At 71.2% G+C, this 24,114-nt stretch carries 22 protein-coding genes and 3 pseudogenes; 11 read left to right on the top strand and 14 right to left on the bottom strand.

Going from position 1 to position 24,114, the window contains the following annotated elements; genetic code table 11:
- Window positions 1-36 precede the first annotated feature (36 nt).
- Window positions 37-1,734 (top strand): bifunctional 3'-5' exonuclease/DNA polymerase, encoded by a 1,698-nt coding sequence (locus AB0C02_RS24965; protein ID WP_357551229.1) that lies wholly within the window; start codon window positions 37-39, stop codon window positions 1,732-1,734.
- A gap of 141 nt (window positions 1,735-1,875) precedes the next feature.
- Entirely contained in the window at window positions 1,876-2,469 is a 594-nt protein-coding gene (locus tag AB0C02_RS24960; RefSeq protein ID WP_357551228.1) for a nucleotidyltransferase family protein, read from the top strand.
- Here the strand turns inward: AB0C02_RS24960 and AB0C02_RS24955 are convergent.
- Window positions 2,430-2,837, bottom strand: a complete 408-nt coding sequence (locus AB0C02_RS24955; RefSeq protein ID WP_357551226.1) for a hypothetical protein — start codon at window positions 2,835-2,837, stop codon at window positions 2,430-2,432. The genes AB0C02_RS24960 and AB0C02_RS24955 overlap by 40 nt on opposite strands.
- Window positions 2,834-3,427: a type II toxin-antitoxin system prevent-host-death family antitoxin gene (locus AB0C02_RS24950; protein ID WP_357551224.1), complete on the bottom strand. Its 594-nt coding sequence runs from the start codon at window positions 3,425-3,427 to the stop codon at window positions 2,834-2,836. Before AB0C02_RS24950 ends, AB0C02_RS24955 begins: the two co-directional genes overlap by 4 nt.
- Window positions 3,428-3,577: 150 nt before the next feature.
- Here AB0C02_RS24950 and AB0C02_RS24945 point away from each other — a divergent pair, with 150 nt between their 5' ends.
- Window positions 3,578-4,336, top strand: coding sequence for a hypothetical protein (locus AB0C02_RS24945; RefSeq protein ID WP_357551223.1), 759 nt, complete (start codon window positions 3,578-3,580; stop codon window positions 4,334-4,336).
- Between the two features lie 45 nt (window positions 4,337-4,381).
- Here AB0C02_RS24945 and AB0C02_RS24940 read toward each other — a convergent pair whose 3' ends face one another.
- From AB0C02_RS24940 to AB0C02_RS24915, 6 genes and pseudogenes are all read right to left on the bottom strand, one after another.
- Window positions 4,382-5,785 carry a GH1 family beta-glucosidase gene (locus tag AB0C02_RS24940; protein WP_357551222.1) on the bottom strand — a complete coding sequence of 468 codons (1,404 nt, stop codon included), beginning with the start codon at window positions 5,783-5,785 and terminating at the stop codon, window positions 4,382-4,384.
- Entirely contained in the window at window positions 5,782-8,004 is a 2,223-nt protein-coding gene (gene yicI, locus AB0C02_RS24935) for an alpha-xylosidase (RefSeq protein WP_357551221.1), read from the bottom strand. The genes AB0C02_RS24940 and yicI overlap by 4 nt, the downstream gene beginning before the upstream one ends.
- Window positions 8,001-9,035, bottom strand: coding sequence for a LacI family DNA-binding transcriptional regulator (locus AB0C02_RS24930; RefSeq protein WP_357551220.1), 1,035 nt, complete (start codon window positions 9,033-9,035; stop codon window positions 8,001-8,003). The genes yicI and AB0C02_RS24930 overlap by 4 nt, the downstream gene beginning before the upstream one ends.
- Window positions 9,036-9,159: 124 nt before the next feature.
- Window positions 9,160-9,531, bottom strand: a pseudogene (locus AB0C02_RS24925) (MarR family transcriptional regulator); the annotation flags it as partial.
- 177 nt (window positions 9,532-9,708) lie between these two features.
- A pseudogene (locus AB0C02_RS24920) lies at window positions 9,709-9,837 on the bottom strand (helix-turn-helix domain-containing protein); the annotation flags it as partial.
- A pseudogene (locus tag AB0C02_RS24915) lies at window positions 9,838-9,915 on the bottom strand (MarR family transcriptional regulator); the annotation flags it as partial.
- Between the two features lie 232 nt (window positions 9,916-10,147).
- Between AB0C02_RS24915 and AB0C02_RS24910 the strand changes: the two are divergent.
- Both AB0C02_RS24910 and AB0C02_RS24905 read left to right on the top strand, forming a co-directional pair.
- A complete protein-coding gene (locus AB0C02_RS24910; protein ID WP_357551219.1) occupies window positions 10,148-10,813 on the top strand; it encodes a DUF4097 family beta strand repeat-containing protein in 666 nt (221 codons plus the stop codon).
- A gap of 12 nt (window positions 10,814-10,825) precedes the next feature.
- Window positions 10,826-11,662 carry an alpha/beta hydrolase gene (locus tag AB0C02_RS24905; protein WP_357551218.1) on the top strand — a complete coding sequence of 279 codons (837 nt, stop codon included), beginning with the start codon at window positions 10,826-10,828 and terminating at the stop codon, window positions 11,660-11,662.
- 1 nt (window position 11,663) lies between these two features.
- Here the strand turns inward: AB0C02_RS24905 and AB0C02_RS24900 are convergent, their stop codons facing one another.
- Window positions 11,664-12,254: a hypothetical protein gene (locus AB0C02_RS24900; RefSeq protein ID WP_357551217.1), complete on the bottom strand. Its 591-nt coding sequence runs from the start codon at window positions 12,252-12,254 to the stop codon at window positions 11,664-11,666.
- Between the two features lie 34 nt (window positions 12,255-12,288).
- Between AB0C02_RS24900 and AB0C02_RS24895 the strand changes: the two genes are divergently transcribed.
- Genes AB0C02_RS24895 through AB0C02_RS24885 form a run of 3 tightly spaced genes read left to right on the top strand, consistent with a single transcriptional unit; the run spans window position 12,289 to window position 13,822 of the window.
- On the top strand, window positions 12,289-12,531 hold the full coding sequence (locus tag AB0C02_RS24895; protein ID WP_357551216.1) for a TetR/AcrR family transcriptional regulator C-terminal domain-containing protein: 243 nt from the start codon (window positions 12,289-12,291) through the stop codon (window positions 12,529-12,531).
- 58 nt (window positions 12,532-12,589) lie between these two features.
- Window positions 12,590-12,913, top strand: coding sequence for a hypothetical protein (locus AB0C02_RS24890; protein ID WP_357551215.1), 324 nt, complete (start codon window positions 12,590-12,592; stop codon window positions 12,911-12,913).
- A 6-nt stretch (window positions 12,914-12,919) separates the two neighbouring features.
- On the top strand, window positions 12,920-13,822 hold the full coding sequence (locus AB0C02_RS24885) for a fructosamine kinase family protein (RefSeq protein WP_357551214.1): 903 nt from the start codon (window positions 12,920-12,922) through the stop codon (window positions 13,820-13,822).
- 52 nt (window positions 13,823-13,874) lie between these two features.
- Here the strand turns inward: AB0C02_RS24885 and AB0C02_RS24880 are convergent, their stop codons facing one another.
- The 4 genes from AB0C02_RS24880 to AB0C02_RS24865 all read right to left on the bottom strand — a co-directional run bounded on the left by AB0C02_RS24880 (window position 13,875) and on the right by AB0C02_RS24865 (window position 18,717).
- Window positions 13,875-14,309 (bottom strand): VOC family protein, encoded by a 435-nt coding sequence (locus tag AB0C02_RS24880; RefSeq protein WP_357551213.1) that lies wholly within the window; start codon window positions 14,307-14,309, stop codon window positions 13,875-13,877.
- Window positions 14,310-14,359: 50 nt separating this feature from the next.
- The gene (locus AB0C02_RS24875; RefSeq protein ID WP_357551212.1) at window positions 14,360-15,169 is read right to left on the bottom strand and encodes a metal-dependent hydrolase; all 810 of its coding nucleotides are present in this window, start codon (window positions 15,167-15,169) and stop codon (window positions 14,360-14,362) included.
- A 137-nt stretch (window positions 15,170-15,306) separates the two neighbouring features.
- Window positions 15,307-16,632, bottom strand: coding sequence for a glycosyltransferase family 4 protein (locus tag AB0C02_RS24870; protein ID WP_357551211.1), 1,326 nt, complete (start codon window positions 16,630-16,632; stop codon window positions 15,307-15,309).
- A 144-nt stretch (window positions 16,633-16,776) separates the two neighbouring features.
- On the bottom strand, window positions 16,777-18,717 hold the full coding sequence (locus AB0C02_RS24865) for an amylo-alpha-1,6-glucosidase (RefSeq protein ID WP_357551210.1): 1,941 nt from the start codon (window positions 18,715-18,717) through the stop codon (window positions 16,777-16,779).
- 42 nt (window positions 18,718-18,759) lie between these two features.
- On the opposite strand from AB0C02_RS24865, the gene AB0C02_RS24860 reads away from it, so the two are divergent.
- Window positions 18,760-21,483 carry a glucosidase gene (locus AB0C02_RS24860; protein ID WP_357551209.1) on the top strand — a complete coding sequence of 908 codons (2,724 nt, stop codon included), beginning with the start codon at window positions 18,760-18,762 and terminating at the stop codon, window positions 21,481-21,483.
- Here AB0C02_RS24860 and AB0C02_RS24855 read toward each other — a convergent pair.
- A complete protein-coding gene (locus AB0C02_RS24855) occupies window positions 21,467-22,342 on the bottom strand; it encodes an alpha/beta hydrolase (RefSeq protein WP_357551208.1) in 876 nt (291 codons plus the stop codon). The two genes, AB0C02_RS24860 and AB0C02_RS24855, sit on opposite strands and share 17 nt — an antisense overlap.
- 133 nt (window positions 22,343-22,475) lie before the next feature.
- Between AB0C02_RS24855 and AB0C02_RS24850 the strand changes: the two genes are divergently transcribed.
- Complete coding sequence (locus tag AB0C02_RS24850) at window positions 22,476-23,147, top strand: TetR/AcrR family transcriptional regulator (protein ID WP_357551207.1); 672 nt, start codon at window positions 22,476-22,478, stop codon at window positions 23,145-23,147.
- A gap of 201 nt (window positions 23,148-23,348) precedes the next feature.
- Window positions 23,349-23,546 (top strand): hypothetical protein, encoded by a 198-nt coding sequence (locus AB0C02_RS24845; RefSeq protein WP_357551206.1) that lies wholly within the window; start codon window positions 23,349-23,351, stop codon window positions 23,544-23,546.
- Window positions 23,547-24,114 lie beyond the last annotated feature (568 nt).

Below are 24,114 nucleotides of genomic sequence, written 5' to 3'. Positions count from 1 at the left end.
GCCTGGCGTTAACAGGGGCCCCCTCCTCACGCCGTAGTGTCGGACCGGCGAGGCAGAATCGCGTTCGTGCTGGTGGCGATGGTGTCGGACGAGCGGGGCGGGGGAGTGCTGCAACCCCTCGACCCCGCCGGCCGACCCACCGCTCCGGCCGAGCCGACGGCCGACCTGGCCGCCGCGGTGGCCGTACGGGAGGCCGCCGATCACCCCCGCTGGGTCTGGGCCACCGGCACCACCGGCTATCCGGCGTTGCTGCGCGCCGGCGTACGACTCGACCGTTGCCACGACGTCGAACTGACCGAGGCGCTGCTGCTCGGCCACGCCGGCCGGTGGGGCGAGCCCCGCTCGCTCCCCGCCGCCTGGGCCCGCCTGACCGGCGCGCCGGTGCCGCCCGACCCGGCGCCCCGCCCGCCGGAGCCGCCCGGCCACGGCCAGGGCGCGCTCTTCGACGCGCCGTCTGGCCCACCCGGCCCGGGCATCGAGGCGTTGACCCGGGTGTACGCCGACCAGCTCGCCCGGGTCGCGGCCACCGCGCACCCCGGCCGGTTCCGGTTGCTGGTCGCCGCCGAGTCGGCCGGCGCGTTGATCGCCGCCGAGATGGGCGCCGCCGGCCTGCCGTGGCGTGCCGACGTGCACGACGCGACCCTGGCCGACCTGCTCGGCGAGGCGTCGCCGGTCGGCGGGCCGCCCCGCCGGCTGGCCGAGCTGGCCGCCCGGATCGCCGACGCGTTCGGCGTACGCCAGTTGCACGCCGACTCCCCGGCGGAGCTGCGCACCGCGTTCGCCCGGGCCGGCGTGGAGCTGCCGAACACCCGGGCCTGGGTGCTGCGCGGAGTGGAGCACCCGGCCGTGCCGCTGGTCCTGGAATACAAGGAGCTCTACCGGATCTGGACGGCGCACGGCTGGGCGTGGCGGGACGCCTGGGTCGCCGGCGGCCGGTTCCACCCCGAGTACGTGCCGGGTGGGGTGGTCTCCGGCCGGTGGGCCACCCGGGGCGGTGGGGCGCTGCAGATCCCGAAGGTGATCCGGCGCGCGGTGGTGGCCGACCCCGGCTGGACGTTCGTGGTGGCCGACGCGGGGCAGCTCGAACCGCGGGTGCTCGCCGCGGTCTCCGGCGACGAGCGGCTCGCCGCCGCCGGTGGCGCCGGAGACCTCTACGCCGCCCTGGCCCGGGACGCCTTCGGCGGTGACCGGGCTCGCGCCAAGGTGGCCCTGCTCGGCGCCATGTACGGGCAGACCGGCGGCGCCGCGCTGCCCGCCCTCGCGGTGCTCAAGCGCAACTATCCGATCGCGTTCGGATACGTCGAGGCGGCGGCGCGCACCGGCGAGGCGGGCGGGCTGGTGCGCTCGTGGTTGGGGCGTACCTGCCCGCCGGGGTCGGTGGGCTTCGCCGACGGAGAGGACGCGGACCCGGACGCGGATCCGCAGAGTCCACGGGCCCGGGCGGCCCGGTCCCGGGGCCGGTTCACCCGCAACTTCGTCATCCAGGCCACCGCCGCCGAGTGGGCCTCCACCCTGCTGGCCGGGCTCCGGACGGCCCTTGCGGGCACCGGGGCCGAGCTGGTGTTCTTCCAGCACGACGAGGTGATCGTGCACTGCCCGGCCGAGCGGGCCGACGCGGTCGCGGCGGCGGTCACCGCCGCCGGGGGCCAGGCCACCCGGCTGCTGTTCGGCGACACTCCGGTCCGGTTCCCGCTCGACCTGTCCGTCGTCGACTGCTACGCCGACGCGGCATAGTCCCGCAATTTTCCGTTTTGCCCCGCTACCTCCGCGCGAGGGCGCTCGTTGGTCCGGTGTGCGTACGACGGGACGGACCGGGCGCGGCTGCGCCGGTCCGTCCCCCTGGTCGAGGGGGCACAACTGAACCGGATCGCAGGAATGATCATCGCTGCCGGTGGGGGCCGTCGGATCGGCGGACCCGAGGCGCTGCTGCACCAGGGGGAGAAGCCCCTGATCAGCCAGATGATCGAGACACTGGGCGAGGCGGGCTGCGAGCAGGTCGTGGTCGTGCTGGGCGCGGCGGCCGACCAGGTCCGCGAGACGGCGGACCTGGCCGAGGCCACCGTGGTGGTCAACAAGGCGTGGGGGACCGGGGTGGGGTCCTCGATCCGGGCCGGCCTGGCCGCGCTGACCGATGACGGGATCGAAGCGGTCGTCGTGGTGCCCGTCGACATGCCCGGGCTCACCGTCGCCGCGGTTCGGCGGGTGGCCGCCCTGCCGTACCCGGACGTGCTGGTCTGCGCCACCTACGACGGGCTGCGCGGCTACCCGATGCTGTTCGGCCGCCGACACTGGTCCGGCATCGCGACCCTGGCCAGCGCCGACGTCGGCGCCCGGCCCTACCTGCTGGCGCACAAGGACCAGATCGTCGACATCTCCTGCGATTCGGTGGCCGACGGCAGCCGGATCGACAGCCCCGAGCTGATGGCCCTCTACGGCCTCTCCATCCCCGAGCAACGCGTCGGCGTATAAACCGGCCCCGCTGCGAGCTCGTCGGCATCGACCTGCCCACCGGCACGGTCCCGTCGGCCGCACGAGCGAGCCGAGCGCAGCCCGCAGACTCGCCGCGATGACCTTCGCCGCCGGCTGCGTGCGAACGCGGCTGCAGTCGCGCGGATCGTACTGTCGATCTCCAGTCGGAAGAGTCGTCCGACGGCCGCCGGCACTCCGATCAAGGCTTGCGGCGCTGATCGGCGTAACGCCCCGGGCACTTCCACCTCGACGAGAGCGGAGGAGGCCAGCGGCACGTCGTCGTGGGTGTTGAGCCGGGAGACCAGGTCAGCGCTGCACGCTTCCTGCCGCACCAGCTTGACGACGGCGGCGGAATCGAGGTAGATCACCAGAGCTCCTCGTCTCGCATTTCGGCGAGCGTGGCGGCCACGTCCACATCCTCGTTTCCGAGCTTGGGTGGAAGCGGAACGGGACCGCCGCCGGTCGGAGCAACGGCCCGTCCCGCAGCTACCAGCTTGGCCAGCGTCGACCTGTCGTCGCCTACCGGAACGAGTCGGGCGACCGGGTGCCCGCGATCGGTGATCTCGATGGTCTCGCCGCCGCTCACCCGAGCCAACACCTGGCTCGTGTTCTGGTTCAGCTCCCGGACACCGATGCGTTCCATGGACAAGAGTGTCGAACCAAATGTTCTACCTTGCCAGTTGTTCGCGTAACTAGGGCTACCTCCTCGGCAGCGTGGCGTGCCGGCCAGCTCGCACGGTGCCTTGTCGCGGTGGCGGCGGCTGGTGATCAGACCGGATTCACGGAGCACGGTCGCGTGCTGGCTGGCACCACCGGGTGAGATGTTCAGGCGTCGGGCCAGCTCGGAGATGGTGCAGCTGTCGGCTGCCAGGCGCAGCGCGGTGACACCAGCGTGGTCACCGTTGCTCTGGCTTGCTGCGCGATCGTATTCACCAGCGACCCGGAGGATATCGCGCACCTGTCGGCCGCCTCGGGGGTCAAGCCAGGGCTGGTCATCCGCCGTCTCTGATAGTGGCGGCAACCTCCCGGTGACCATGGCGACCGGTCGCGTCAGGCGTCCCGCCGGACGGGGTACGACCGCGCCGGGACCGGGCCGATAATCGTTGCCATGCGTCGATTCGCCGCCGTCCTGTTGTGCCTCGGCATGCTCGTGGGCTGCGCCCAGCCGGGGGCGGTGCCCTCGCCGGCCGGCTCCGCCGAAGACACCAGTTGGGCCACCTTCCAGGCCGACGTCACCGCGGTACGCGTCAGCGACGACCCGCGCTCGCTCGTGCTGACCGTGGCGCTGCTCGGCGACGCCGACGGTTGCTCGCGCGATCCGCGCATCACCTACTTCGTGGAGGAGAACAACCGCATCTTCGCCAACGTGGTCCAGGATTCGCGCCTGTCGGGGGTGGTCGGGGCCTGCCCCACCCACACGCCGGGCGAGGTGACGCTGACCGCGCCCGGGCCGATCGACGGCCGGATCGTCGTGCTGAACCAACAGCCGTGGAAACCCGACGGTGACGAGTACCGCCGCTGCGACGCGACGTTCGGCTGCGACCCGATGCCGGCGGACCACTGCGATCATGCCTGGATCGATGTCACGGTGCAGGGCATGGACGTGTCCCGGCACTCCACCGGCTCGGTCGAGGGCTGCGATGGCACGTGGCTGGTGATGACCGTGCCGTTCGATCCGGTGCCGTGCGGTGTCGAGGCGAGGGAGGACTGCATTCCGTCGGTCAACGTGCGCCGCTACTTCCTGCGCTGGTCCGGCCAGGGCGGCTGGGCCATGATCGCCAGCTCGACGAAGGCCGGATGCGGAAGCGTTCTCACCGGGGAGCCCGCCTTCCCGCGCCGGTTGTGCGCCAAGCTGCCCAAGCCGTGACAGGACGGGGCTGCCCGCCCGGCGGACGGGCAGCCCCGCAGCGCGTCAGGCGTCCGGCAGCCGGTTGGTGGTGGCCAGCCGGCGGTACCAGTGGGCGCTGTCCTTCCAGGTGCGCGCCTGCGTGTCGTAGTCGACGCGGATGATGCCGAACCGCCGGTCGTACCCGTACCCCCACTCGAAGTTGTCCAGCAGCGACCAGACGAAATACCCCCGCACGTCGGCCCCGCCCGCGATCGCGTCGCCGACCGCGGCGACGTGCCGGCGCAGGTAGTCCACCCGCCGGTCGTCGTGGACCGCGCCGTCGGGTGCGACGACGTCGTCGAACGCGGCGCCGTTCTCGGTGATCATCAACGCCTGGTCGGGGTACTCCCGGTGTAGTCGCAGCAGCAGTTCGGTCATCCCGCCCGGGTCGATGTTCCAGCCCATCGCGGTGTGCGGACCGGGCTGGGGCAGGAACTCGACGTCGGCGGCGCCCACCCAAGGGGTGTGGGCCGAGTTGCCGTGCCCGTCCGCCTCCGACCGGGGCGACGCCCCGTCCCAGGCCCGAACGAGGGTGGTGGCGTAGTAGTTGACGCCGAGCACGTCCAGCGGCACGGCCGCGGTCCGCTCGTCGCCGTCGCGCACGAACGACCAGTCGGTCACGGTCGCGGTGTCGGCGAGCAGGTCCGCCGGGTACGCGCCGTCCAGCATCGGTCCGAGGAACGCCCGGTTGGCGAGCGCGTCGATCCGGCGTACCGCGTCGCGGTCGGCCGCCGAGTCGGACGCCGGTCGGATCACGTGCAGGTTCAGCGTGACCGAGAGCCGGGCGGCCGGGGCGAGGTCCCGGATAACCCGGCCGGCGAGGCCGTGCGCCAGGTTCAGGTGATGCACGGCGGCCAGCGCGGCGGCCGGTTCGGCACGTCCCGGCGCGTGTACGCCGGAGGCGTAGCCGAGGTACGCCGAGCACCACGGCTCGTTGAACGTCGTCCAGGTGTGCACCCGGTCGCCGAGCGCCCCGACGATGCCGGCGGTGTAGTCGGCGAACCGGGCGGCGGTGTCCCGCGCCGGCCAGCCGCCGGCGTCCTCCAGTTCCTGCGGCAGGTCCCAGTGGTAGAGCGTCGCCACCGGCTGGATGTCGAGCTCGAGCAGCCGGTCCACCAGCCGCGAGTAGAAGTCCACCCCGGCGGAATTGAGCGCCCCCGAGCCGCCCGGCTGCACGCGCGGCCAGGAGACCGAGAACCGGTACGCCCCGAGCCCGAGCGCGGCGAGCTGGTCCAGGTCTTCGGCCCAGCGGTGGTAGTGGTCGGCCGCCACGTCGCCGGTGTCGCCGTTGAGTGTGCGGCCCGGGGTGTGGCTGTAGGTGTCCCAGATGGACGGGCCCCGGCCGTCCTCCCGGGCCGCACCCTCGATCTGGTAGGCCGCCGTGGCGGAACCCCAGACGAAGCCCTCGGGAAATGCGAATCCGTTCATGCCGCCACCTCCACCTGGTATCCCGACGAATCGCCTGCCACCAGCTCCACGCCGGCCTCACCGTTCTCGTACCGCACCTCGAACTCGGCTCCGGTGCCGCCGTCCGGCGCGGGTACCCGGACCCGGGTCCGCTGCCCGTCGACCGGCGCGTGGAGCCGCAGCCGTACGTCGTCGGCCCAGGCGTAGTCGGGCCGGTCGTCGACCGCGCCGAAGGGGATGACCGCGCCGGGCCGGGCGAGCACCGGCACGCTGTCGAAGTCGTGCTTCTCGGTGATCCAGCCGGGGCCGGTGACCTGTGCGCCGGTGACCAGGTGGGTCCAGGTGCCGGCCGGCAGGTAGTAGGTGACCTGCCCGTCGGCGTTCAGCACCGGCGCCACCAGCAGGTCCGGGCCGAGCATGTACTGCCGGTCCAGGTAGGCAGACGTCGGGTCGTCCGGGAACTCCAGGATCATCGGCCGCATCACCGGGACCCCGTCGGAGTGCGCCTCTTCGGCCGCCGCGGCGAGGTAGGGCATCAGGCGCAGCTTGAGCCGGGTGAAGTGGCGCAGCACGTCGACCGCCTCGTCGTCGTACGCCCACGGCACCCGGTACGAGCCGGACCCGTGCAGCCGGGAGTGCGAGGAGAGCAGGCCGAAGGCGATCCACCGCTTGAACACCGCCGGGTCGGGTGTGCCCTCGAAGCCGCCGATGTCGTGGCTCCAGTAGCCGAACCCGGACGCCGCCAGCGACAGCCCGCCGCGCAGCGACTCGGCCATCGCGACGAAGGTGGACTCGCAGTCGCCGCCCCAGTGCACCGGGAACTGCTGCCCGCCGGCCGTCGCCGACCGGGCGAACAGCACCGCCTCGCCCGTGCCGCGCTCGGCTTCCAGCAGTTCGAACACCGCCCGGTTGTAGAGGTAGGAATAGTAGTTGTGCATCCGCTGCGGGTCGGCGCCGTCGTGCCACACCACGTCGGTGGGGATGCGTTCGCCGAAGTCGGTCTTGAAGCAGTCGACTCCCATGTCGAGCAGCGCCTTGAGCTTGCCGGCGTACCAGCGGGCCGCGTCCGGGTTGGTGAAGTCGACCAGCGCCATGCCGGCCTGCCACTTGTCCCACTGCCAGACCGAGCCGTCCGGGTTGCGGACCAGGTAGCCGGCCTGCCGGCCCTCCTCGAACAGGTACGACCGCTGGGCGATGTACGGGTTGATCCAGACGCAGACCTTCAAGCCCCGCTCGTGCAGCCGCCGTAGCATGCCTTCGGGGTCGGGGAAGGTCTGCGGGTCCCAGATGAAGTCGACCCAGTGGAACTGCCGCATCCAGAAGCAGTCGAAGTGGAACACCGACAGCGGCAGGTCCCGCTCGGCCATCCCGTCGATGAACTCGGTCACCGTCTTCTCGTCGTACTGGGTGGTGAACGAGGTGGACAGCCACAGCCCGTACGACCAGGCCGGCACCCGCGCCGGCCGGCCGGTCAACGCCGTGTACCGGCGCAGCACGTCCTTCGGGGTCGGGCCGTCGATCACGTGGTAGGTCAGCGACTGCCCCGCCACGCTGAACTGGGTCTGCGCCGCCACCTCGGAGCCGACCTCGAAGGAGACCAGCTCCGGGTGGTCCACGAACACCCCGTAACCGGCGCTGCTGAGGTAGAACGGCACGTTCTTGTACGCCTGCTCACTGGCGGTGCCGCCGTCGGCGTTCCAGATGTCCACGCTCTGGCCGTTCTTGACGTACGGGCCGAACCGCTCGCCGAGGCCGTGGATCGTCTCGCCGACCCCCAGCGCCAGCCGATCGTGCACGTACTTGCGGCCCTCGGCGTCGGTCACGACGCCGATGCTGCGCTCGGTGGAGGAGGTGACCAGCCGGTCCCCGCGTAGGAAGTCGACCCGCCACGGGCCGACCCGCGCGACCCGCGCGGTCAGCCCGCCGGTGGTCAACGCCGCGGCGAGATCGGTGACCTCCACCCGCACGGGATGGTCGGTACGCTCGGCCAGGGCGAACCGGGGTTCGCGGGGCAGCCCACCGGAGTGGTGGCCGATGGTCACCCCGATCACGCCCGGCGCGGGGGAGAAGAACCGTACGGTGACCACCGGGCGGTTGAGGGTGTCGCCGCGTCCGGTGATCCGGCCGGTGGGCGCGAACACGGTGAACCCGCGCTCGTCCGGCTCCACCGATTCCACTGTGCCGGGGCGCAGCACGCTGACGCCGGGACGCAGTTGCCAGTATCCATCGGTGAACTTCACCTCTTGGCCGCCTTCTTCGTGCGCGGTGGGCCACTCGACCCACGGACTTCCAGCGTGCAGGGCAGCAGTTGCTGGTGGATCTCGCCGCTGCCGGTGTCGAGGTGCCGCAGCAGCGCCTCGACCGCGATCCGGCCCAGCGCCGAACCGGGCGAGGTCATCGCGGTCAGCGCCGGGGTCGCCAACTCGGCGACCTGGGGTGAGGTGACCATCGAGACGACCGAGACGTCGTCGGGCACGCTCAGGCCCCGGCCGGCCAACGCGCCGAGGATGCCGAAGACCGCGCTCTCGTTCATCGCGAGGACCGCCGTCAGATCGGGCGCCCGGGCGAAGGCGGCACCGAGCGCCGTGCGCCCGCCGGCGGCGCTGTCCTCGGCCGGGATCATCACCGGCTCCAGTCCGTACCCGGCCATCGCCGCGGTGAACGCGTCCCGGGTGCGCAGCGCCGGGCCGTAGCCGTGGGCGAGGGCCGCGGCGGAGTGATTGACGTAGACGATGCGGCGGTGGCCGAGACCGACCAGGTGGTCGACCGCGTCGCGCACCGTGTGGTCGAAGTCGATGTCGACGTACGACAGGCCGGTCGGGTTTTCGGTGCGGCCGATGAGCACCAGCGGCACGCCGACCTCCTGGAGGACGGCCACTCGAGGATCGGCCAGCTGCACCTCCATCAGCAGCGCGCCGTCGAGCATCCGCTGGCTGGCCAGCCGGCGTAGCTCGTCCAGGTCGTTGACGCCGACGGGGGAGAGGACCAGGTGGTAGCCGGCGGTGCTGGCCGCGGCGGCCGCGCCGGTGACGAACGCGGTCTCGGTGGCGCCGAGGCCGCGCTCGTCGACCGGCAACAGCAGGCCGATGATGTGGCTGCGCCGGCTGGCCAGGCCTCGGGCCATGGCGTTGGGCTGGTAATCCAGCTCGGCCATGGCCGCGAGCACCTTCTGCCGGGTCGCTTGGGAAATCGGCCGGGCGCCGGTGAGCGCGTACGACACGGTGCTGACCGACACCCGGGCGAGGCGGGCGACGTCCTGCATGGTGGCCATCGCACCTCCTCCGGCGGCGGTTCCCGGTCGACGCCCGGAAATTCATCGAAGCGCTTCGACTGAGCGTTTCGACAGACGGTAGGTCATGCGTTAGATGCTCGTCAATAGCATGGACGACGGCTGTCTATCCGTGGCGTGGACGTGGTGGGGCGGTGTCGGGTGAGGCCGATTCGGGCCTGGTGTGGAGGACTTCGCGGGCCTGGTCGGCGGCGCGGGTGATGCTCTCGCTGATGAAGTCGAGGAAGCGGGCGATGTTCTCCAGGCGGGTGGCGGCGGGGGTGTGGGGGCCGAGGATGGCGACGCCTTGGCGTGCGGTTTCGACGAGCTGGTCGTTGGAGCGGGCGCTGGCGATCGTCGCCTGGTAGAAGAGTTCGTCGTCGACGATGTAGCGGTCGCGGCGGCGTTCGTCGCGTTCCCGGCGGACGAGGCTCTGGCTCTCCAAAAAGGCGATCGCCTTGGAGACGGACGCCGGGCTGACCTGGAGGCGCTGGGCGAGTTGGGACGCGGTGAGGCTGCCCGCGTCGGTGGTGAACAGGCAGGTCAGCACCCGGGCCGTCATCTTGGGTAGGCCCGAAGCCATGAGGACGGTGGTGAGCGTCTCCTCGTACTCGGTCACCGCGTCGGCGTCGCGTCCGTGCGGCTGGGGGACTGACGTCGCCCCTTGAGGGGAAGCGGGCCTGCGCCGGTGGGCGCGGCGTTCGGTGGCGCGGTGGGCCAGGTCTGCGCGGTAGGCGGTGGGGCCGCCGTTGCGCATCACCTCACGGGTGATCGTCGAGGTCGGACGGTCAAGGCGTCGGGCGATCTCGGCGTAGGGGAGGCTGTCCGTCAGCCCCAGCGCGATCTGCTGGCGTTCCTGTTGGGTGAGCCTGCCTCCCGGCATCGCGATCTCCTTGGTGATCCTTCGTGGCTGATGCCCCCACCATAGCGTTCACCTCTCAGCCATTGCAATGACTGGGATGGCCACCGTTGCAATCATCCCAGGGCTGTTGCAACAGTTTCCTAGCTTCTACCTGGGCAAATGCCGATCAGCTGCAACAAGGAGATTGCTCGACTTTGGAAAGCAACGTAGCGTTTCCGGCATCAGAAACAACGAACCAACACGGGAGAGCACGATGCAGAAGTTCAACACCCCCGCCCCGATCTCCGCCGTCCTGGACATCCCCGCCGGACGCATCCAGTTCATCGCCGCCGACCGCGCCGACACCACCGTCGAGGTCCGGCCCGCCAACCCCGCCAAGAGCCGCGACACCCAGACCGCCGAGCAGACCACCGTCGCCTACGCCGACGGCGTCCTGCGGATCCACACCCCCGAGCCCAAGAACCAGCTCTTCGGCTCCGCCGGATCCCTGGAGGTCACCGTCCAGCTGCCCGCCGGCTCCCGCATCGAGGCCAAGGCCGCCAGCGCCGAACTCCGCGGCGTCGGACGCCTCGGCGACGTCGCCTTCGACGGCGCGTACCGCCAGATCAAGATCGACGAGGCCGCGAGCGTCCGCCTCACCGCGATCGACGGCGACGTCGAGGTCGGCCGGCTCAACGGCCCCGCCGAGATCAGCACCGCACGGGGCGACATCCGGATCACCGAGGCCGTGCGCGGCACGGTCGTGCTCCGCACCCAGTCCGGCGACATCTCGGTCGTCGCCGCCGCCGGCGTCTCGGCCGCCCTGGACGCCGGCACCGGCTACGGCCGCATCAGCAACACCCTCAAGAACGACGGCACCGCCGAACTCGACATCCACGCCACCACCTCCCACGGCGACATCACCGCCCGTAGCCTCTGAAAGAGCAGAAACATGACGCAGAACAGCACTTCCCCGCCCAGTTCGAAGTGGACCGGCATGCTGCCGGTCGACGACACCGCGCTGGCCGTCACCGACACCGGCGGTCCCGGTATCCCCGTGGTCTACCTCAACGGCCAGTTCGCCACCCAGGGCTACTGGCGGCGGGTCATCGCTGAACTCGGCCCCGACTATCGGCACATCACCTACGACGAGCGGGCTCGCGGCAAGTCGAAGCGTTCGGCGGAGTACTCCTTCGAGGCAGCCGTCCGGGATGTCGATGCCGTTCTCGCGGCCAGGGGCGTGGATCGAGCGCTCGTGGTGGGCTGGTCCTACGGGGCGTTCGTCGGAGCGCACTGGGCCAGCCGGAACCCGGACCGTGCCCTGGGCGCGGTCCTGGTCGACGGCGCGCAACCGTACGACTGGCTCGACGAGGCCATGGAACAGCGGATCCGGAAGCTGTTCCGGCGGATGAGCTGGTTCCTGCCGCTGCTACGCCCGACGGGCCTGGCCCCACGGATGACCGCCGCCCAGCAGGCCGACAGCAACATCGAACTCGGCAAGCTCGCTCGCGAGCGCGAGCTGGGCCCGGTGCTGGACCACATCACCGTCCCGGCGCGGTACGTGGTCGCCTCGGGCACGTCGTTCGGAAGCCGCGGCGATGAGCAGGAACGGATCCGCGCCGGCCTCGACGCGGTGTGCGCCCGCAACCCGAACATCCAGATCAGCGCGAAGGTCGCCAGCAACCACGGTGCGATCCTCAGCAAGGACTCCCCGGCCATCGCCGAGGCCGTACGCGAGGTCGCCGCCCTCGACCGCGAGGGGGCACTGAAGACACGACCAGCGGACTGACCTAGGCCTGGCGGCCGTAGGTGATGGTTTCCCGAACGAGCCGAGGCGCCCTCTCGGCAAGCTGGGGATCGGGCCGTGCTCCCAGCGCATCGTTGATGGTGGATAACGCCAGCCGGAACGCGATCCAGGTCGTCGCCTCGAAGATCTCCTGGTCATTGAGGCCCGCGTCGCGTAAACGCTCCACGTGGGCCTCGGTTGTGGCATTCGGATCCTGGACGACCTGGCGGGACCAACCGGCGAGTGCGGCCTCCCGCTCGGGCAGGTCACTGTCCACGCCTTGCAGCACCCTTGCGGCGGTCGCCTCGTCACTGAGCTCGGCCAGCCTGGATCCCCATGCCAGCGCACAGTAGGCGTCGCCGCGGGCAGCGGCGGTGGCGGTAACCATCACGGCTACTTCCCTCGGCGACAGGCCTGATCCGGACAGGAGATCAGCACGCAGGGCCTGGAAGGACACCAGGACGTCAGGACGCCAGCACCAGACACGAGTGAGGTTGTTGACGTAGCCGTCCGAGGTGACATCGGCCTCGTAAGCGGCAGCCACCGCCGGGCTCTTCGGCGGGTCAGCGGGGATCACCGAGCGGTGGCTGGTCACGCTGCGGACCGCCGGGCTTCCGTTGGGCCGAGCGATGGACGTGGTCAACGTCATCGCTACTTTCACCATCGGGCACACCCTCGCCGAGGTGGGCCAGACGCCGGGCCATGAGGGCTCCGAGCCGGACCTCGACCAGCAGGCCGATCAGCTCGATCCGGATGAGTTTCCGAACCTGAGCGAGATCGTCGCCACCCGGGCCGGACTCGACTTCGACCACCGGTTTGGTCAGGCCATCGACATCCTGCTTGCCGGCTACGTCGCGTTGGGACGTGACTGACGCCGCGCGCGTGGGCCATCGGCTTTTCAACGGGCCTTGGGTGGCCGATAATCGGCACATGTGGGCCCGATGGCTGGCGTTGACGGCAACGGTCTGGACAGGCGCCTACGCCGTGGCGTACGTGATGGTGGTGCGCCACGACGGTAACTCGCCGGCCTGGTGGTACGTCGGGCTCATCGCGCTCAGCGTGCTGCCGTTGATAGCGGCGGTAGCCGGCCGGCTGTCCCGGCCGGCGTTGGTCGCAAGCGCCGTCGTGCTTGCGCTCGTAGCGCTGCTGGGGTTGCTCTCGATCGGGGTCTTGCTGTTGCCGTCCGTCATCTGCGTGATCGTGGCGGCGATCGTCATGAAGTCCGCGTCCGGCGCCGCCCGGGGACTTCGATAGAAGCCGGTGGAGGCGGTCACCTTCGTGATGAGCTCGACGACGTTCCTGCTGGAGTGCCTGCTCCGGGCCGGGATGCGCGATGTCGTCACCGTGGAGCCGGCGACGGGTGGGGTCGCGGCGCTCGCGGGCATAGCCACCCGCCGGGACGCGCCGTCGGTGTTCGTCAAGGCCTTCGCCGACACGCCGACCGACGACGTCTTCGTCGCGGAGGCCGAAGGGCTGGCCGCCCTGCGCGAGCTCGGCGGCGTGGCGACACCCGAGGTGATCCTGGCAGACCGAGAGTTGCTGGTGTTGTCGGTGCTGCGGCCGAGGCCGCGCAGCGAGCCCTTCTGGGAGCAGTTCGCGCACGCGCTCGCCCGCCTGCACACGAGCACGACCCATCCTCGCTTCGGATGGCACCGCGACAACTGGCTGGGCCGCCGCCGGCAGGTCAATACCTGGGATGACGACGGTTTCGCATTCTTCGCACAGCACCGGCTGCTTCGGTGGCTCGGGCAGCCCCGTGTCGAGGCGGCCCTCGACCCCGGTGACCGGGCGGCGCTGGAGCGGCTGTGTCATCGGCTGCCCGACCTGCTGCCGGACCGGCCGGCGTGCCTGACGCACGGCGACCTGTGGGCACAAAACGTGCTGGCCACCCCGGACGGCCAGCCCGCGCTGATCGACCCGGCCGTGTCCTACATGTGGGCCGAGGTCGACCTCGCCCATGTGTGGTCCACCTCGCCCCCGCCCGAGGCGCAACGGTTCTTCCAGGTCTATGCGGAGCTGACCGCTCTCGATGACGACTGGCGGTCCCGCATGCCGATTGTCCAGCTGCGACAGCATCTCGCCGTGTTGGCCCAGTTCGACGACGACTGGGGCGCGGGCGATCAGGTCCGCGCCACTCTTGCCCCGTTCCGGACGCGAGCCTGACCGGAGGCCGGACGGTTGACCACGGCTACGAAGGTGTCACGGTCACGACTACTCAGGCGAGACAGAACTCGTTGCCCTCGATGTCCTGCATCACGAGGCACGACTCGTTTTCGCCATCGGCAGGCAGCAGCCGCACGCGTACCGCGCCGAGCGCGACCAGTCGTGCGCATTCGGCCTCAAGTGCGGCCAGGCGCTCTTCACCCACGAGCCCGGTGCCGATCCGCACGTCAAGGTGCAGCCGGTTCTTGACGACCTTGCCTTCGGGAACGCGCTGGAAGTACAGGCGCGGGCCCACGCCTGAGGGATCAAGGCAGGCGAACGCCGAGCCCTGACGCTCGGGCGGCAGCGCGCGACTGAAATCGTCCCAAGAAGCGAACCCCTCCGGTGGCGGCGGTACGACGTACCCCAACACCTCGCACCAGAAACGTGCGACCCGCTCAGGTTCTGTGCAATCGAAGGTGACCTGGATCTGCTTGACCGACGCCATCGGGCCACCATAGAGGCGGGTGTTTCGTCGCCTCCACGGGGCCCGTGCGGTCACGCCCCGTTGTTGAACCGCTGCAGTACCGAGGGTGCGACCAGCCCCACTGCGGCGAGCACCGCGATGATGGTCATCGCGGTCCGCAGCACGACTGTCTCGGTCTTGCTGCCGGTGCGCAGCGCGATGCTGTGGGGCACCCCGAACGGTGTCCACATCCGCCGCTTGATCGGGATCGGCCAGAGGATCGGCACCCCGGCTCGGGTGATCATGTCGCCGAGGACGTGCACGATGCAGCCCACTCCGACCGCGGTGCCGATGAGCGGATAACCCCGGTCGCCGGGGAGGTTGGCGAAGGTGAACCAGGCGGCGGCCGCCGAGACGAGGGTGACGACCAACCAGCCGGCCCGCGCCGCCCACTTCTCGAAGAGCCCGCGCAGCGCCAGCCCGATCATGAAGAAGAGGACGCCGACCACCGCCCACTTGCCATAATGGGCGCACAATTCGGTGGTGCCCCAGCCGACCAGGGCCGCGAACGGGATGGTGTGGGTCAGCGTCCGGTGCCCGTTGTTGCGGCGTGGATCCTTGCTGAGCTTGGTGGCGTAGTAGACGCCCAGCGAGATCTTCTCGACCACCTCGGCGAGGAAGAGGGTGGCCACACCGAAGGTGTGCGCCACGGTGGCGCCGCCCTGGTTGCGGGTCACCTTGCCGGAGAGGTCGAGGTCGGGCAGGAGTGCCCCACCCGCGCAGACCGCGGTGCCCACCGCCAGCGCCAGCGGTGCCTGGTGGTAGTCGGCGAACTGGCCCAGCGCCCAGGAGCCGGTCAGCCACACCGCCGCGCCGGACAGCGCGTGGGACGGTCCCATCATGTCGGTTCGCCCTCTCCGAAAACTTGATCGACAAGACGACGCCACTGTAGTCAGACCGGCCGGGTGGAGGGGATCACCCGGACGGTCCACTGGGGAGGATGGCCGCAGCCGGGTCGGGAAGTCCGCGGCGGCGCGGCTCAGCTCGCGGCGCCGGTCAGCAGGTTTCCGTCGGGGACGGTGATGGCGGCTCGGGCGGTAGTCGGCAGGGCGGTGGCCCGGCGGGCCTGGAAGGCGTCGTGTTCCCGGCCGGCGACGGCGTAGCTGCCGGCGGTGCGGGCGGCGACGGTTTCCCAGCCGTAGCGCTGGGTGACCATGGTGCGGGCGCGGCGGGCCACCCGGCGGGCGAAGACCTCGTCGCCGAGGAGTCGGTGCACCGCGCCGGCGAGGGCGTCGGGGTCGCTGTGCGGAAAGGTGACCCCGGTGATCCCGGGCTCGACGATCTCGGCCAGCCCGCCGGTGTGCGCCACGGCGAGCGGCGCCCCGGCGGCGGCCGCCTCCAGGGCGATCATGCCGAACGGCTCGTAGAGGCTGGGGACGACGGTCGCGTCGGTGGCGGCGAGCACCGCCGGGAGCTGGGTGGAGTCCAGGAAGCCGGCGAACCGGACCGTGTCGTCCAGGTGCAGCCGCTGCGCCTGGTCGACCAGCTCCGGCTGGTACGGGCCGTCGCCGGCGATCACCACGCGCAGCCCGGGGTGCCGGTCCCGCAGGTACGGCACCGCGTGCACCAGGTGCTGCACGCCCTTTTCGTAGACCAGCCGGCCGGCGTACCCGATCAGGGGGCCGTCGCCGGCGAAGCGGGCGCGGGCGGCGGCGACCGCGCGAGGGCGGGCACGCCAGGCCCGGTCGTTCACGCCGTTGGGGACGACGTCGACGCGTCCGCTGGGCACGTCGAAGAGCCGGGTCACCTGGTCGCGCATGTAGCCGGAGCAGGTGATCACCCGGGTGGAGGCGTTGCTGAGCCAGTGTTCGACGCCGTGGATGGTGCGGTTCATCTCCTCGGGCAGCCAGCCCTGGTGCCGGCCGGCTTCGGTGGCGTGGATGGTGGTGATCAGGGGCCGGGCGAGGTGCTCGGCCAGGGTGACCGCGGTGTGGGCGACGAGCCAGTCGTGGGCGTGGATGACGTCGTACGCGCCGGTGTCGGCGGCGCGTAGGGCGGCCCGGGTGAGCGTGTGGTTGAACGCCATGGTCCAGGCGAGTAGGGAGTCCGTGGCGAGTGGGAAGCGGACCGGGTCTTCGGCGGCGCGGATGATCCGGACGCCGTCGGCGTACTCCTCCAGTGGGGCGCCCTCGGCGTGCCGGGTGACGACGGTGACCTCGTGGCCGGCGGCGGCCAGGGCGACGGAGAGGGCGTGCACGTGGCGGCCGAGGCCACCGACGAGCACGGGTGGGTATTCCCAGGAGAGCATCAGCACCCGCAGGTTTCGGGCGGGCTGGATGTCGATCACGTCGGCGTCAGCGGACATGCGGCCCCCTTTGAGTTGTGGCTCCCGCGCCGCGTCGGCGGCCCACCTCGCCGGGGGCCGCCGCCTGTGCCGGGGTCGCTACCCATCCTGCCGAGTGGTCGATAACCAGGGGATACGCGCTGGTTTCCGGGATGTGACGGGTGGTCAGCGGGCCCGGCGTACGCGCAGCAACTCGGCGACCGACCAGGCCTGGAACGGGCAGCCGGTGGCGGCGTACGGGGCGGATCCGTCGGCCGTCTCGCTGACCGAACCCACGCCGAACTCCACCAGATGCCCCTCGAGCCCCACCAGCAGGTCGTCGGTGGGCATTCCGGCCCGGCGGTACGCGTCGACGAACGGCCCGATCAGCCACGGCCAGACCGTGCCCTGGTGGTAGGCGGAGTCCCGCTCGGCCGGCCCGCCCCGGTGCCGGCCCACGAAACCGGGGGAGCCGGGGGCGAGGCTGCGCGGCCCGAGCGGGGTCAGCAGCCCCTCGGCGATCCGGCGCAGTGTCGGCTCGTCCGGTTCGAGCGGGGCGTACGGCAGCGACCAGGCGAGTAGCTGGTTGGGGCGCAGCAGGTCGTCGTCGTGGTGCGGCGCGGCACCGAGGGGGTACGCGTGCGCGGGGGCGTCCACCACGTCGTGCAGCCAGCCGGCCGGTGCCGGGAACCGGGCCCGGAACGCGGCCGACGCCTTCGTGTGCAGCCCCCACAGCGCGGTGGCGTCCCGCCCGAGCAACGCGGTCAGCTCGGCGAGCCCGGCCAGCCCGTTGACCCAGAGCGCGTTCACCTCCACCGGTTTGCCGGTGCGCGGGGTCACCGGCACGCCGTGCACCCGGGCGTCCATCCAGGTCAGGGCGGTGTCCGGGGTGCCCCCCTGGGTGATGAGCCCGTCGGCCGGGTCGGCCTTGATCCCGTAGCGGGTGCCGGCCAGGTGCGCCTGCACCACGGCGTGCAGCGCGGGCAGCAGCTCGTCGGCGAGGTCGGTGTCCCCGGTGGCGGTGACGTGCCGGTTCACCGCGTGCAGGAACCACAGCGTCGCGTCGACCGTGTTGTACTCCACCCGCCCGGTGTCGGCGGTGTTGGACAGCATCCCCTCCGACAGCGTCGCCGCGTACGCGCGCAGCAGCTCCCGGCCCTCGTCGGCCCGGTTGGTGCACAGGAACAGCCCCTCGTAGGAGGTCATCGTGTCCCGCGACCAGGCGCCGAACCACGGGTAGCCGGCCACCACGTCCGGCCCCGCGCCGCTGCGGACCACGAACGCGTCGGCGGCCAGGGCGAGGGTGCCCTCGACCGGGTCGTGCGGTTTCGCGGCGGCCACCACCGCCCGATTGCGGCGCCGGGCCGCCTCGACCAGCGCGGTCGCCGGCGGCGGCTCCTCGGCCAGGTCGCCGGCCCAGGCCAGCACCGACACCGTTGCCCCCGGCTCGTCGAGCGGGCCGGAGAACCGGCCCGCGTACCAGAGGTCCTCGTCCGGGTGCAAACCGCGCGCGGCCTCCTCCCGGTGGTGCACGCCCAGCCACCACTGTCCCTCGGGCGTCCAGTCGGGGCCGGCCAGCCGGAACGCGCCCTCGACCACCGCCCCGCCGGCCACCGGCGCCAGCCGCGGCGCCGGCCCGTAAGCGTGGCGCTCGCCGTGCGCGTCCCGCCAGGTGCACACCGCGGCCAGGTCCAGCCGGACCGGGCCGCCGGAGACCAGCCGGTGCACCACCGCCACGCAGGGCCGCCCGTACGCCATGGCGATCTCGCGTTCGATCACCACCTCGCCGATCCGCCACCGCCAGCGCGGCACGCCGTCGGTCAGGTCGAAGCGTTCCAGCAGTTCGAAGCCGCGCGGGTCGACCGTCCCGGAGGACCACTCGTGGGCGCCCAGCCGGACCCGTTCGCCGCAGGGCAGGGTCACCGTCGGGTCCAGGCTGACCAGGCCCACCCGGCGGGACGCGGCGGTCTCGCCGGCCACCACCAGCAGTCCGTGGTAGCGGCGGGTGCGCAGCCCGCTGACCGTGCCCATGGCGTAGCCGCCCCGGCCGTCGGTGGCCAGCCACTCGCGGGTCGAGGAGGCGGACAGGTCCCCGCAGAGCTGCGGGCCGAAACGAATATTGATCAAGTTTCCTCCACCGGCGGCGAGGTGTGACGCGCCACGACGACAATGGTCCCTGTGGTGGTGTACCCCGGCGGCGTCGAAAATGTGCAGGTGATCACTGAGCGCCCGCTTCCCGTGAACCCCGACCCCGAGCGACTGCGGCTCGCCCAGGCCGACGCCGGGGCGCAGGACTGGCGTGCATGGGGTCCCTATCTGTCCGAGCGGGCGTGGGGGACGGTACGGGAGGACTACAGCGAACACGGCACGGCGTGGGACTACTTTCCCCACGATCACGCGCGGTCCCGAGCCTACCGGTGGAACGAGGACGGCATGGCCGGCGTCTGCGACGACCGGCAGACGTTCTGCTTCGCGCTCGCGCTGTGGAACGGGCGGGACCCGATCCTCAAGGAGCGGATGTTCGGCCTCGGCGGCGACGGCGGCAACCACGGGGAGGACGTCAAGGAGTACTGGTGGTACGAGGATTCCACCCCCACCCACTCGTACATGCGCTGGCGCTACCACTACCCGCAGGCCGCCTTCCCGTACGACGAGCTGGTCGCGGTGAACGCGCTGCGCGGCCGGGACGACACCGAGTACGAGCTGGTCGACACCGGGATCTTCGACGACGACCGGTACTGGGCGGTGACCGTCGACTACGCCAAGGCGTCCCCGACCGACCTGTGCGTCCTGGTGACCGTCGCGAACCGGGGTGACCAGGACGCCACCCTGCACGTGCTGCCCACCCTGTGGTTCCGCAACACCTGGGCGTGGGGGCTGCCCGGCGGCGACCGGCTGCCGACGATCGTCGGCACCACGGCCGGTCCCGCCGCCGGCGCCCGCCTGCTGGGTGAGCACTGGGTGCTCGGGCAACTGCTGCTGGAGGGCGACGGGGAGCCCACCCCGCTGCTGTGCGACAACGACTCCAACGCCGAGCGGCTGTGGGGGCTGCCCGGGCGGTCGCCGTACCCGAAGGACGGGATCAACGACCACGTGGTGGCCGGTGCGGCCACGGTCAACCCGGACCGGAAGGGCACCAAGGGCGCCCTGCACTACGTCCTCGACGTGCCGGCCGGCGGGCAGCGGCAGATCCGGCTGCGGCTGACCCGGACCGCCCCGCCGCCGCCGGCGAGCGCGCCGCCGCCCCCGGCCGAACTCGGCGACGACTTCGACGGCGTGCTGCGGGCGCGGCGCGCCGAGGCCGACCGGTTCTTCGCCGGTGTCATCCCGGCCGGGGCCAGCGAGGACGAGGCCCTGGTGGCGCGGCAGGCGATCGCCGGGCTGATGTGGGGCAAGCAGTTCTACCACTTCGACGTCAAGCGGTGGTTGGAGGGCGATCCCGGCTCCGCGCCGCCGCCGGCCGGGCGCCGCCAGGGGCGCAACAGCCACTGGTGGCACATGACCAGCTTCGACGTGATCTCCATGCCCGACCCCTGGGAGTATCCCTGGTACGCGGCCTGGGACCTGGCCTTCCACTGCGTCACCATCGCCCGGGTCGACCCCGGCTTCGCCAAGGACCAGCTGCTGCTCCTGCTGCGCGAGTGGTACCTGCACCCCAACGGGCAGATCCCGGCGTACGAGTGGGCGTTCGGGGACGTGAACCCGCCGGTGCACGCCTGGGCCGCGCTGAAGGTGTACGAGATCGACGGCGGCCGGGACCACGAGTTCCTCGCCCGGATCATGCACAAGCTGCTGCTCAACTTCACCTGGTGGGTCAACCGGAAGGACACCGGCGGCAACAACGTCTTCGAGGGCGGCTTCCTCGGGCTGGACAACGTCGGCCCGTTCGACCGCTCGGCCGCCCTGCCGGTCGCCGGGATCCTCGAGCAGTCCGACGGCACCGGCTGGATGGCCATGTACGCGTTGAACCTGCTCGACATGGCGATCGTGCTCGCCGAGCACGACCGGGCGTACGTGGACATCGCCACGAAGTTCTTCGAGCACTTCGCGTACATCGCCGCCGCCGCGTACGAGCAGGGGCTCTGGGACGACGAGGACGCCTTCTTCTACGACGTGCTGCGGCGGGCCGACGGCACGACGGTGCCGCTGAAGGTCCGCTCGGTGGTGGGGCTGCTGCCGCTCGCGGCGACCACCCGGCTCACCGCGCAGGCCCTGCACCGGCTGCCCGAGCTGGGCGCCCGGCTGCGCTGGTTCCTCACCAACCGCCCCGAGTACGCCGAGGTGATCGGCGCCCGCCGGATCGGCCCCGACGGCCGGCAGCAGCGACTGCTGTCCATGGTCGGACCCGACCAGGTGGTCCGGCTGCTGGCCCGGATGCTCGACCCCGACGAGTTCCTCTCCGACTACGGCCTGCGTACGCTCTCCCGCGCCCACCTGGACAAGCCGTTCACGGTGACCCTCGGCGGACAGGAGTTCAGCGTCGGCTACGAGCCGGCCGAGTCGACCAGCGGGCTGTTCGGCGGGAACTCCAACTGGCGCGGCCCGATCTGGATGCCGACCAACTTCCTGCTGATCAGCGCGCTACGCGACTACGCCGCCTTCTTCGGCGACGACCTGCAGGTGGAGTACCCGACCCGCTCCGGTCAGAAGCGGACCCTGGATGAGGTCGCCGACGACCTGTCCGCCCGGCTGATCTCGCTGTTCACCCGGGACGACTGGGGCCGGCGGCCCATCTACGGCGCGGCCCAGCTGTTCCAGACCCACCCGGACTGGCGCGATCTGCTCTGCTTCCCCGAGTACTTCCACGGTGACAACGGCGCCGGGCTCGGGGCGTGGCACCAGACCGGGTGGACCGCGCTGGTCGCCGACCTGATCCTCACCCGGCGCCGGTGACCCGACTCGGCGTCACCGCCCCGGGCCTGATGAATTCCACGGCCGCGTTGATCACCTCCGGCTGGCCCAGAATCCCGCGATGCCCGAGGTCACGGGTGACGACAAGCCGGGCCTTGTGAGCGGCCGTGATCCGGTGGGCGTGCTCCAGCGGCACCCAGTCGTCACCTTCGTCGTGGACGACAAGAACAGGGATGTCGAGGCTGGTCGGCCGGTAGACCGAGGAGAACCGCTCCCAGATCTCCGTCTCGTGCGGGAACAGATCTTCCTCGATCCGGCGTCGTAGCTCCTGCTGCACCCGCCCGGAGAGGCCGAGTTGCCGGCTGAACTCGTCAACCAGGAATCCGAATTCGGCTACGCCGCTGACAGCCACCAGCCGCCCCGCCCCGACGCCGTTGCGGAGGGCGTGGAAGACGCAGGGGACCCCGAAGGAATGGGCGATGACGGCCTCGAAGCAGCCGTAACGGCCCTGCAGGTGGCGGATCACCTCCTCGTATTCGAGGATCGTCATGGACGTACCGCCGGAATCCCCGTGCCCGGGGGCGTCGAAGGTGATGGGGCTGAATCCCAGGTCTCGCAGCACGGGGACGAATCCCGCGTACCGGGACCCACGCGACTGCCAGCCGTGCACCATCAACACCGGCTTCTCACCGTCGCCCCAGCGGTAGGTCACCACATCCTTCCCGTTGACAGCGAGCCGTTCAGCGACGGCCGCATCGTGCGTCTCACGCTCGATGGTCCGCACCGTGCCGCGCCGCATCGGGCGGCGCCACAGCGCGAGGGCGGCTTTGCCGGCCGTCCGAGGGGACAGCAGGGACGCGGCGTTCAGGGCCGATCCGACCAGCGACACGGCGATCTTCATCTTTTTCCTCATCAAGGGCCGAGGCGTGGGGGCATCGGCGCGGGCCGACGGGTGGTTCACGGGCCGACGCCGACTCATTTTCCGCACGAACGTTCGTGCTAGGCCGTGAATGTAGCAGCCCTACAAGCAGTTCGTGGAGTACCGTTACCGAACGTTCGTACGCGAAGGGGTGGGCATGGTCGGGCGACCGCGAGACGAGCAGGCGCGAAATGTGATCCTGCGCAGGGCGGCGGACATCGCGTCACGCAACGGCTTGGCGGGCCTGTCCATCGGCGGGCTCTCCGGCGAACTGGGCCTCAGCAAGAGCGGGCTGTTCGGCTACTTCGGCTCCAAGGAGGAGCTTCAGCTCGCCACCGTCCGAGCCGCCGCCCAGATCTTCATCACCGAGGTCGTCCAACCCGCGCTGAGCGCCCCGCCCGGGCTCGGGCGGGTGTGGCGGCTGTGCGAGAGCTGGTTGACCTATTCGCAGCGGCGGGTCTTCCCGGGCGGCTGCTTCTTCTTCACGGTCGCTGTCGAGTTCGAAGGTCGCCCCGGCCGAGTCCGGGACGCCGTTGCCGCCGCCAGCCTGGACTGGCGACGCCTTGTTGTCCGCACCATCGAAGACGCCCGTCAACTCGACCAGCTCATCGGAAGCACCGACGCGGAGCAGCTCGCCTTCGAGCTGATCGCCCTCATGGAGACCGCCAACAGTGTCTCGCTGCTCCACGACGAGGTCATCGCCTACCAGCGGGCATGCACCGCCATCCAGGAGCGCTTGCGGCCCCTCGCCACCGACCACACCGCACTGCCCTGGGCCCCGTCATGAGGCGGCCGCCGCGTTAACCTGAACGGCCTCCCGACGCGTTCACCGGTCGGGAGGTACACGTGCGACAACACCAGCAACCGGCGCCGCCGGACGGCTTCGCCGAGTCCGTCACGGCGCGTTCCGACGCGCTGCTGCGCTCGGCCTGGCTGCTGACCGGGGACGCCGTTCGAGCCGAGGACCTGTTGCAGACGGTCCTGGCGGGTGCCTGGCGCCGCTGGGCCTCGATCACCGCCGTGGCAGGAACTCGGCGACGACGTCCCGGTCAAGCGGGAGATCATCCGCCTCATCGCCGACATCAAACTCCTGCGCGCCGGGTTCAAGGGCGAACGCCGCACCTTCGGCCGCCACCGCCTCGACTGGAAGTGGAACTTCGGCCCGCAAGACCAGCAGGCAGCGTAAAGAGCGCGGTGCCGCCGGGTGACGGTGGCAGGGCAGACTTGACCTTCGGGAAGAGGTGAGCGTCGATCACGCCGCGTGACCTGCGCCCGCCCCGTCAAGGGGCGGGCGCAGCCGCTGGACGAGACCGCAAGCCGAACCCGGCGGGCGGGGGAACCGTAGTCCGCATTGAAGCGAGCAGCGCGAGATGTGACGCCGTTGGAAGACGGGCCTCGCCGCTGCGAGCACGCCTATGACCTGCCCGCAGAGCTGCGCGAGGGCGAGGATCTCACCGGAATAGCTCCACCCTCGGGGACCGATATCACACGGTGTCGAGGTCGCCTTCGCCCTGCACGTTCCGGCGGTGACGTACTGCGCGGGCCGCTTGATGCTAAGTGCTGATCGATCGCTCGTATACGGCGCGGTGTTTCCCTGGCCCCTTGTAGTCGTAGTTCACGGATACGCCCTGCTCCTCGGTGTCTCCCGGAACGTTGCTAGAGCAATAGTCAAGAGTTGTGGATGAGAAATCTTGATTAGGCAGCCGTGGCCGTGCTCGTGACGGGCTCGGCGGTGGGTCGTTCGACGAGTTTGC

It is taken from the genome of Micromonospora sp. NPDC048999 (genome assembly GCF_040649295.1).
Taxonomy (GTDB): Bacteria; Actinomycetota; Actinomycetes; order Mycobacteriales; family Micromonosporaceae; genus Micromonospora.
This window is presented reverse-complemented; position numbering and strand designations above follow the sequence as displayed.

What these genes read in the sequence shown, in the direction of transcription:
- AB0C02_RS24930 (WP_357551220.1), bottom strand. Translation starts at nt 9,035, where the DNA reads ATGGCCACCATGCAGGACGTCGCCCGCCTCGCCCGGGTGTCGGTCAGC.
- AB0C02_RS24940 (WP_357551222.1), bottom strand. Translation starts at nt 5,785, where the DNA reads ATGAACGGATTCGCATTTCCCGAGGGCTTCGTCTGGGGTTCCGCCACG.
- AB0C02_RS24870 (WP_357551211.1), bottom strand. Translation starts at nt 16,632, where the DNA reads ATGTCCGCTGACGCCGACGTGATCGACATCCAGCCCGCCCGAAACCTG.
- AB0C02_RS24855 (WP_357551208.1), bottom strand. Translation starts at nt 22,342, where the DNA reads ATGAAGATCGCCGTGTCGCTGGTCGGATCGGCCCTGAACGCCGCGTCC.
- AB0C02_RS24945 (WP_357551223.1), top strand. Translation starts at nt 3,578, where the DNA reads ATGCGTCGATTCGCCGCCGTCCTGTTGTGCCTCGGCATGCTCGTGGGC.
- AB0C02_RS24890 (WP_357551215.1), top strand. Translation starts at nt 12,590, where the DNA reads ATGTGGGCCCGATGGCTGGCGTTGACGGCAACGGTCTGGACAGGCGCC.
- AB0C02_RS24895 (WP_357551216.1), top strand. Translation starts at nt 12,289, where the DNA reads ATGGACGTGGTCAACGTCATCGCTACTTTCACCATCGGGCACACCCTC.
- AB0C02_RS24910 (WP_357551219.1), top strand. Translation starts at nt 10,148, where the DNA reads ATGCAGAAGTTCAACACCCCCGCCCCGATCTCCGCCGTCCTGGACATC.
- AB0C02_RS24960 (WP_357551228.1), top strand. Translation starts at nt 1,876, where the DNA reads ATGATCATCGCTGCCGGTGGGGGCCGTCGGATCGGCGGACCCGAGGCG.
- AB0C02_RS24875 (WP_357551212.1), bottom strand. Translation starts at nt 15,169, where the DNA reads ATGATGGGACCGTCCCACGCGCTGTCCGGCGCGGCGGTGTGGCTGACC.
- AB0C02_RS24905 (WP_357551218.1), top strand. Translation starts at nt 10,826, where the DNA reads ATGACGCAGAACAGCACTTCCCCGCCCAGTTCGAAGTGGACCGGCATG.
- AB0C02_RS24880 (WP_357551213.1), bottom strand. Translation starts at nt 14,309, where the DNA reads ATGGCGTCGGTCAAGCAGATCCAGGTCACCTTCGATTGCACAGAACCT.
- AB0C02_RS24860 (WP_357551209.1), top strand. Translation starts at nt 18,760, where the DNA reads ATGGTCCCTGTGGTGGTGTACCCCGGCGGCGTCGAAAATGTGCAGGTG.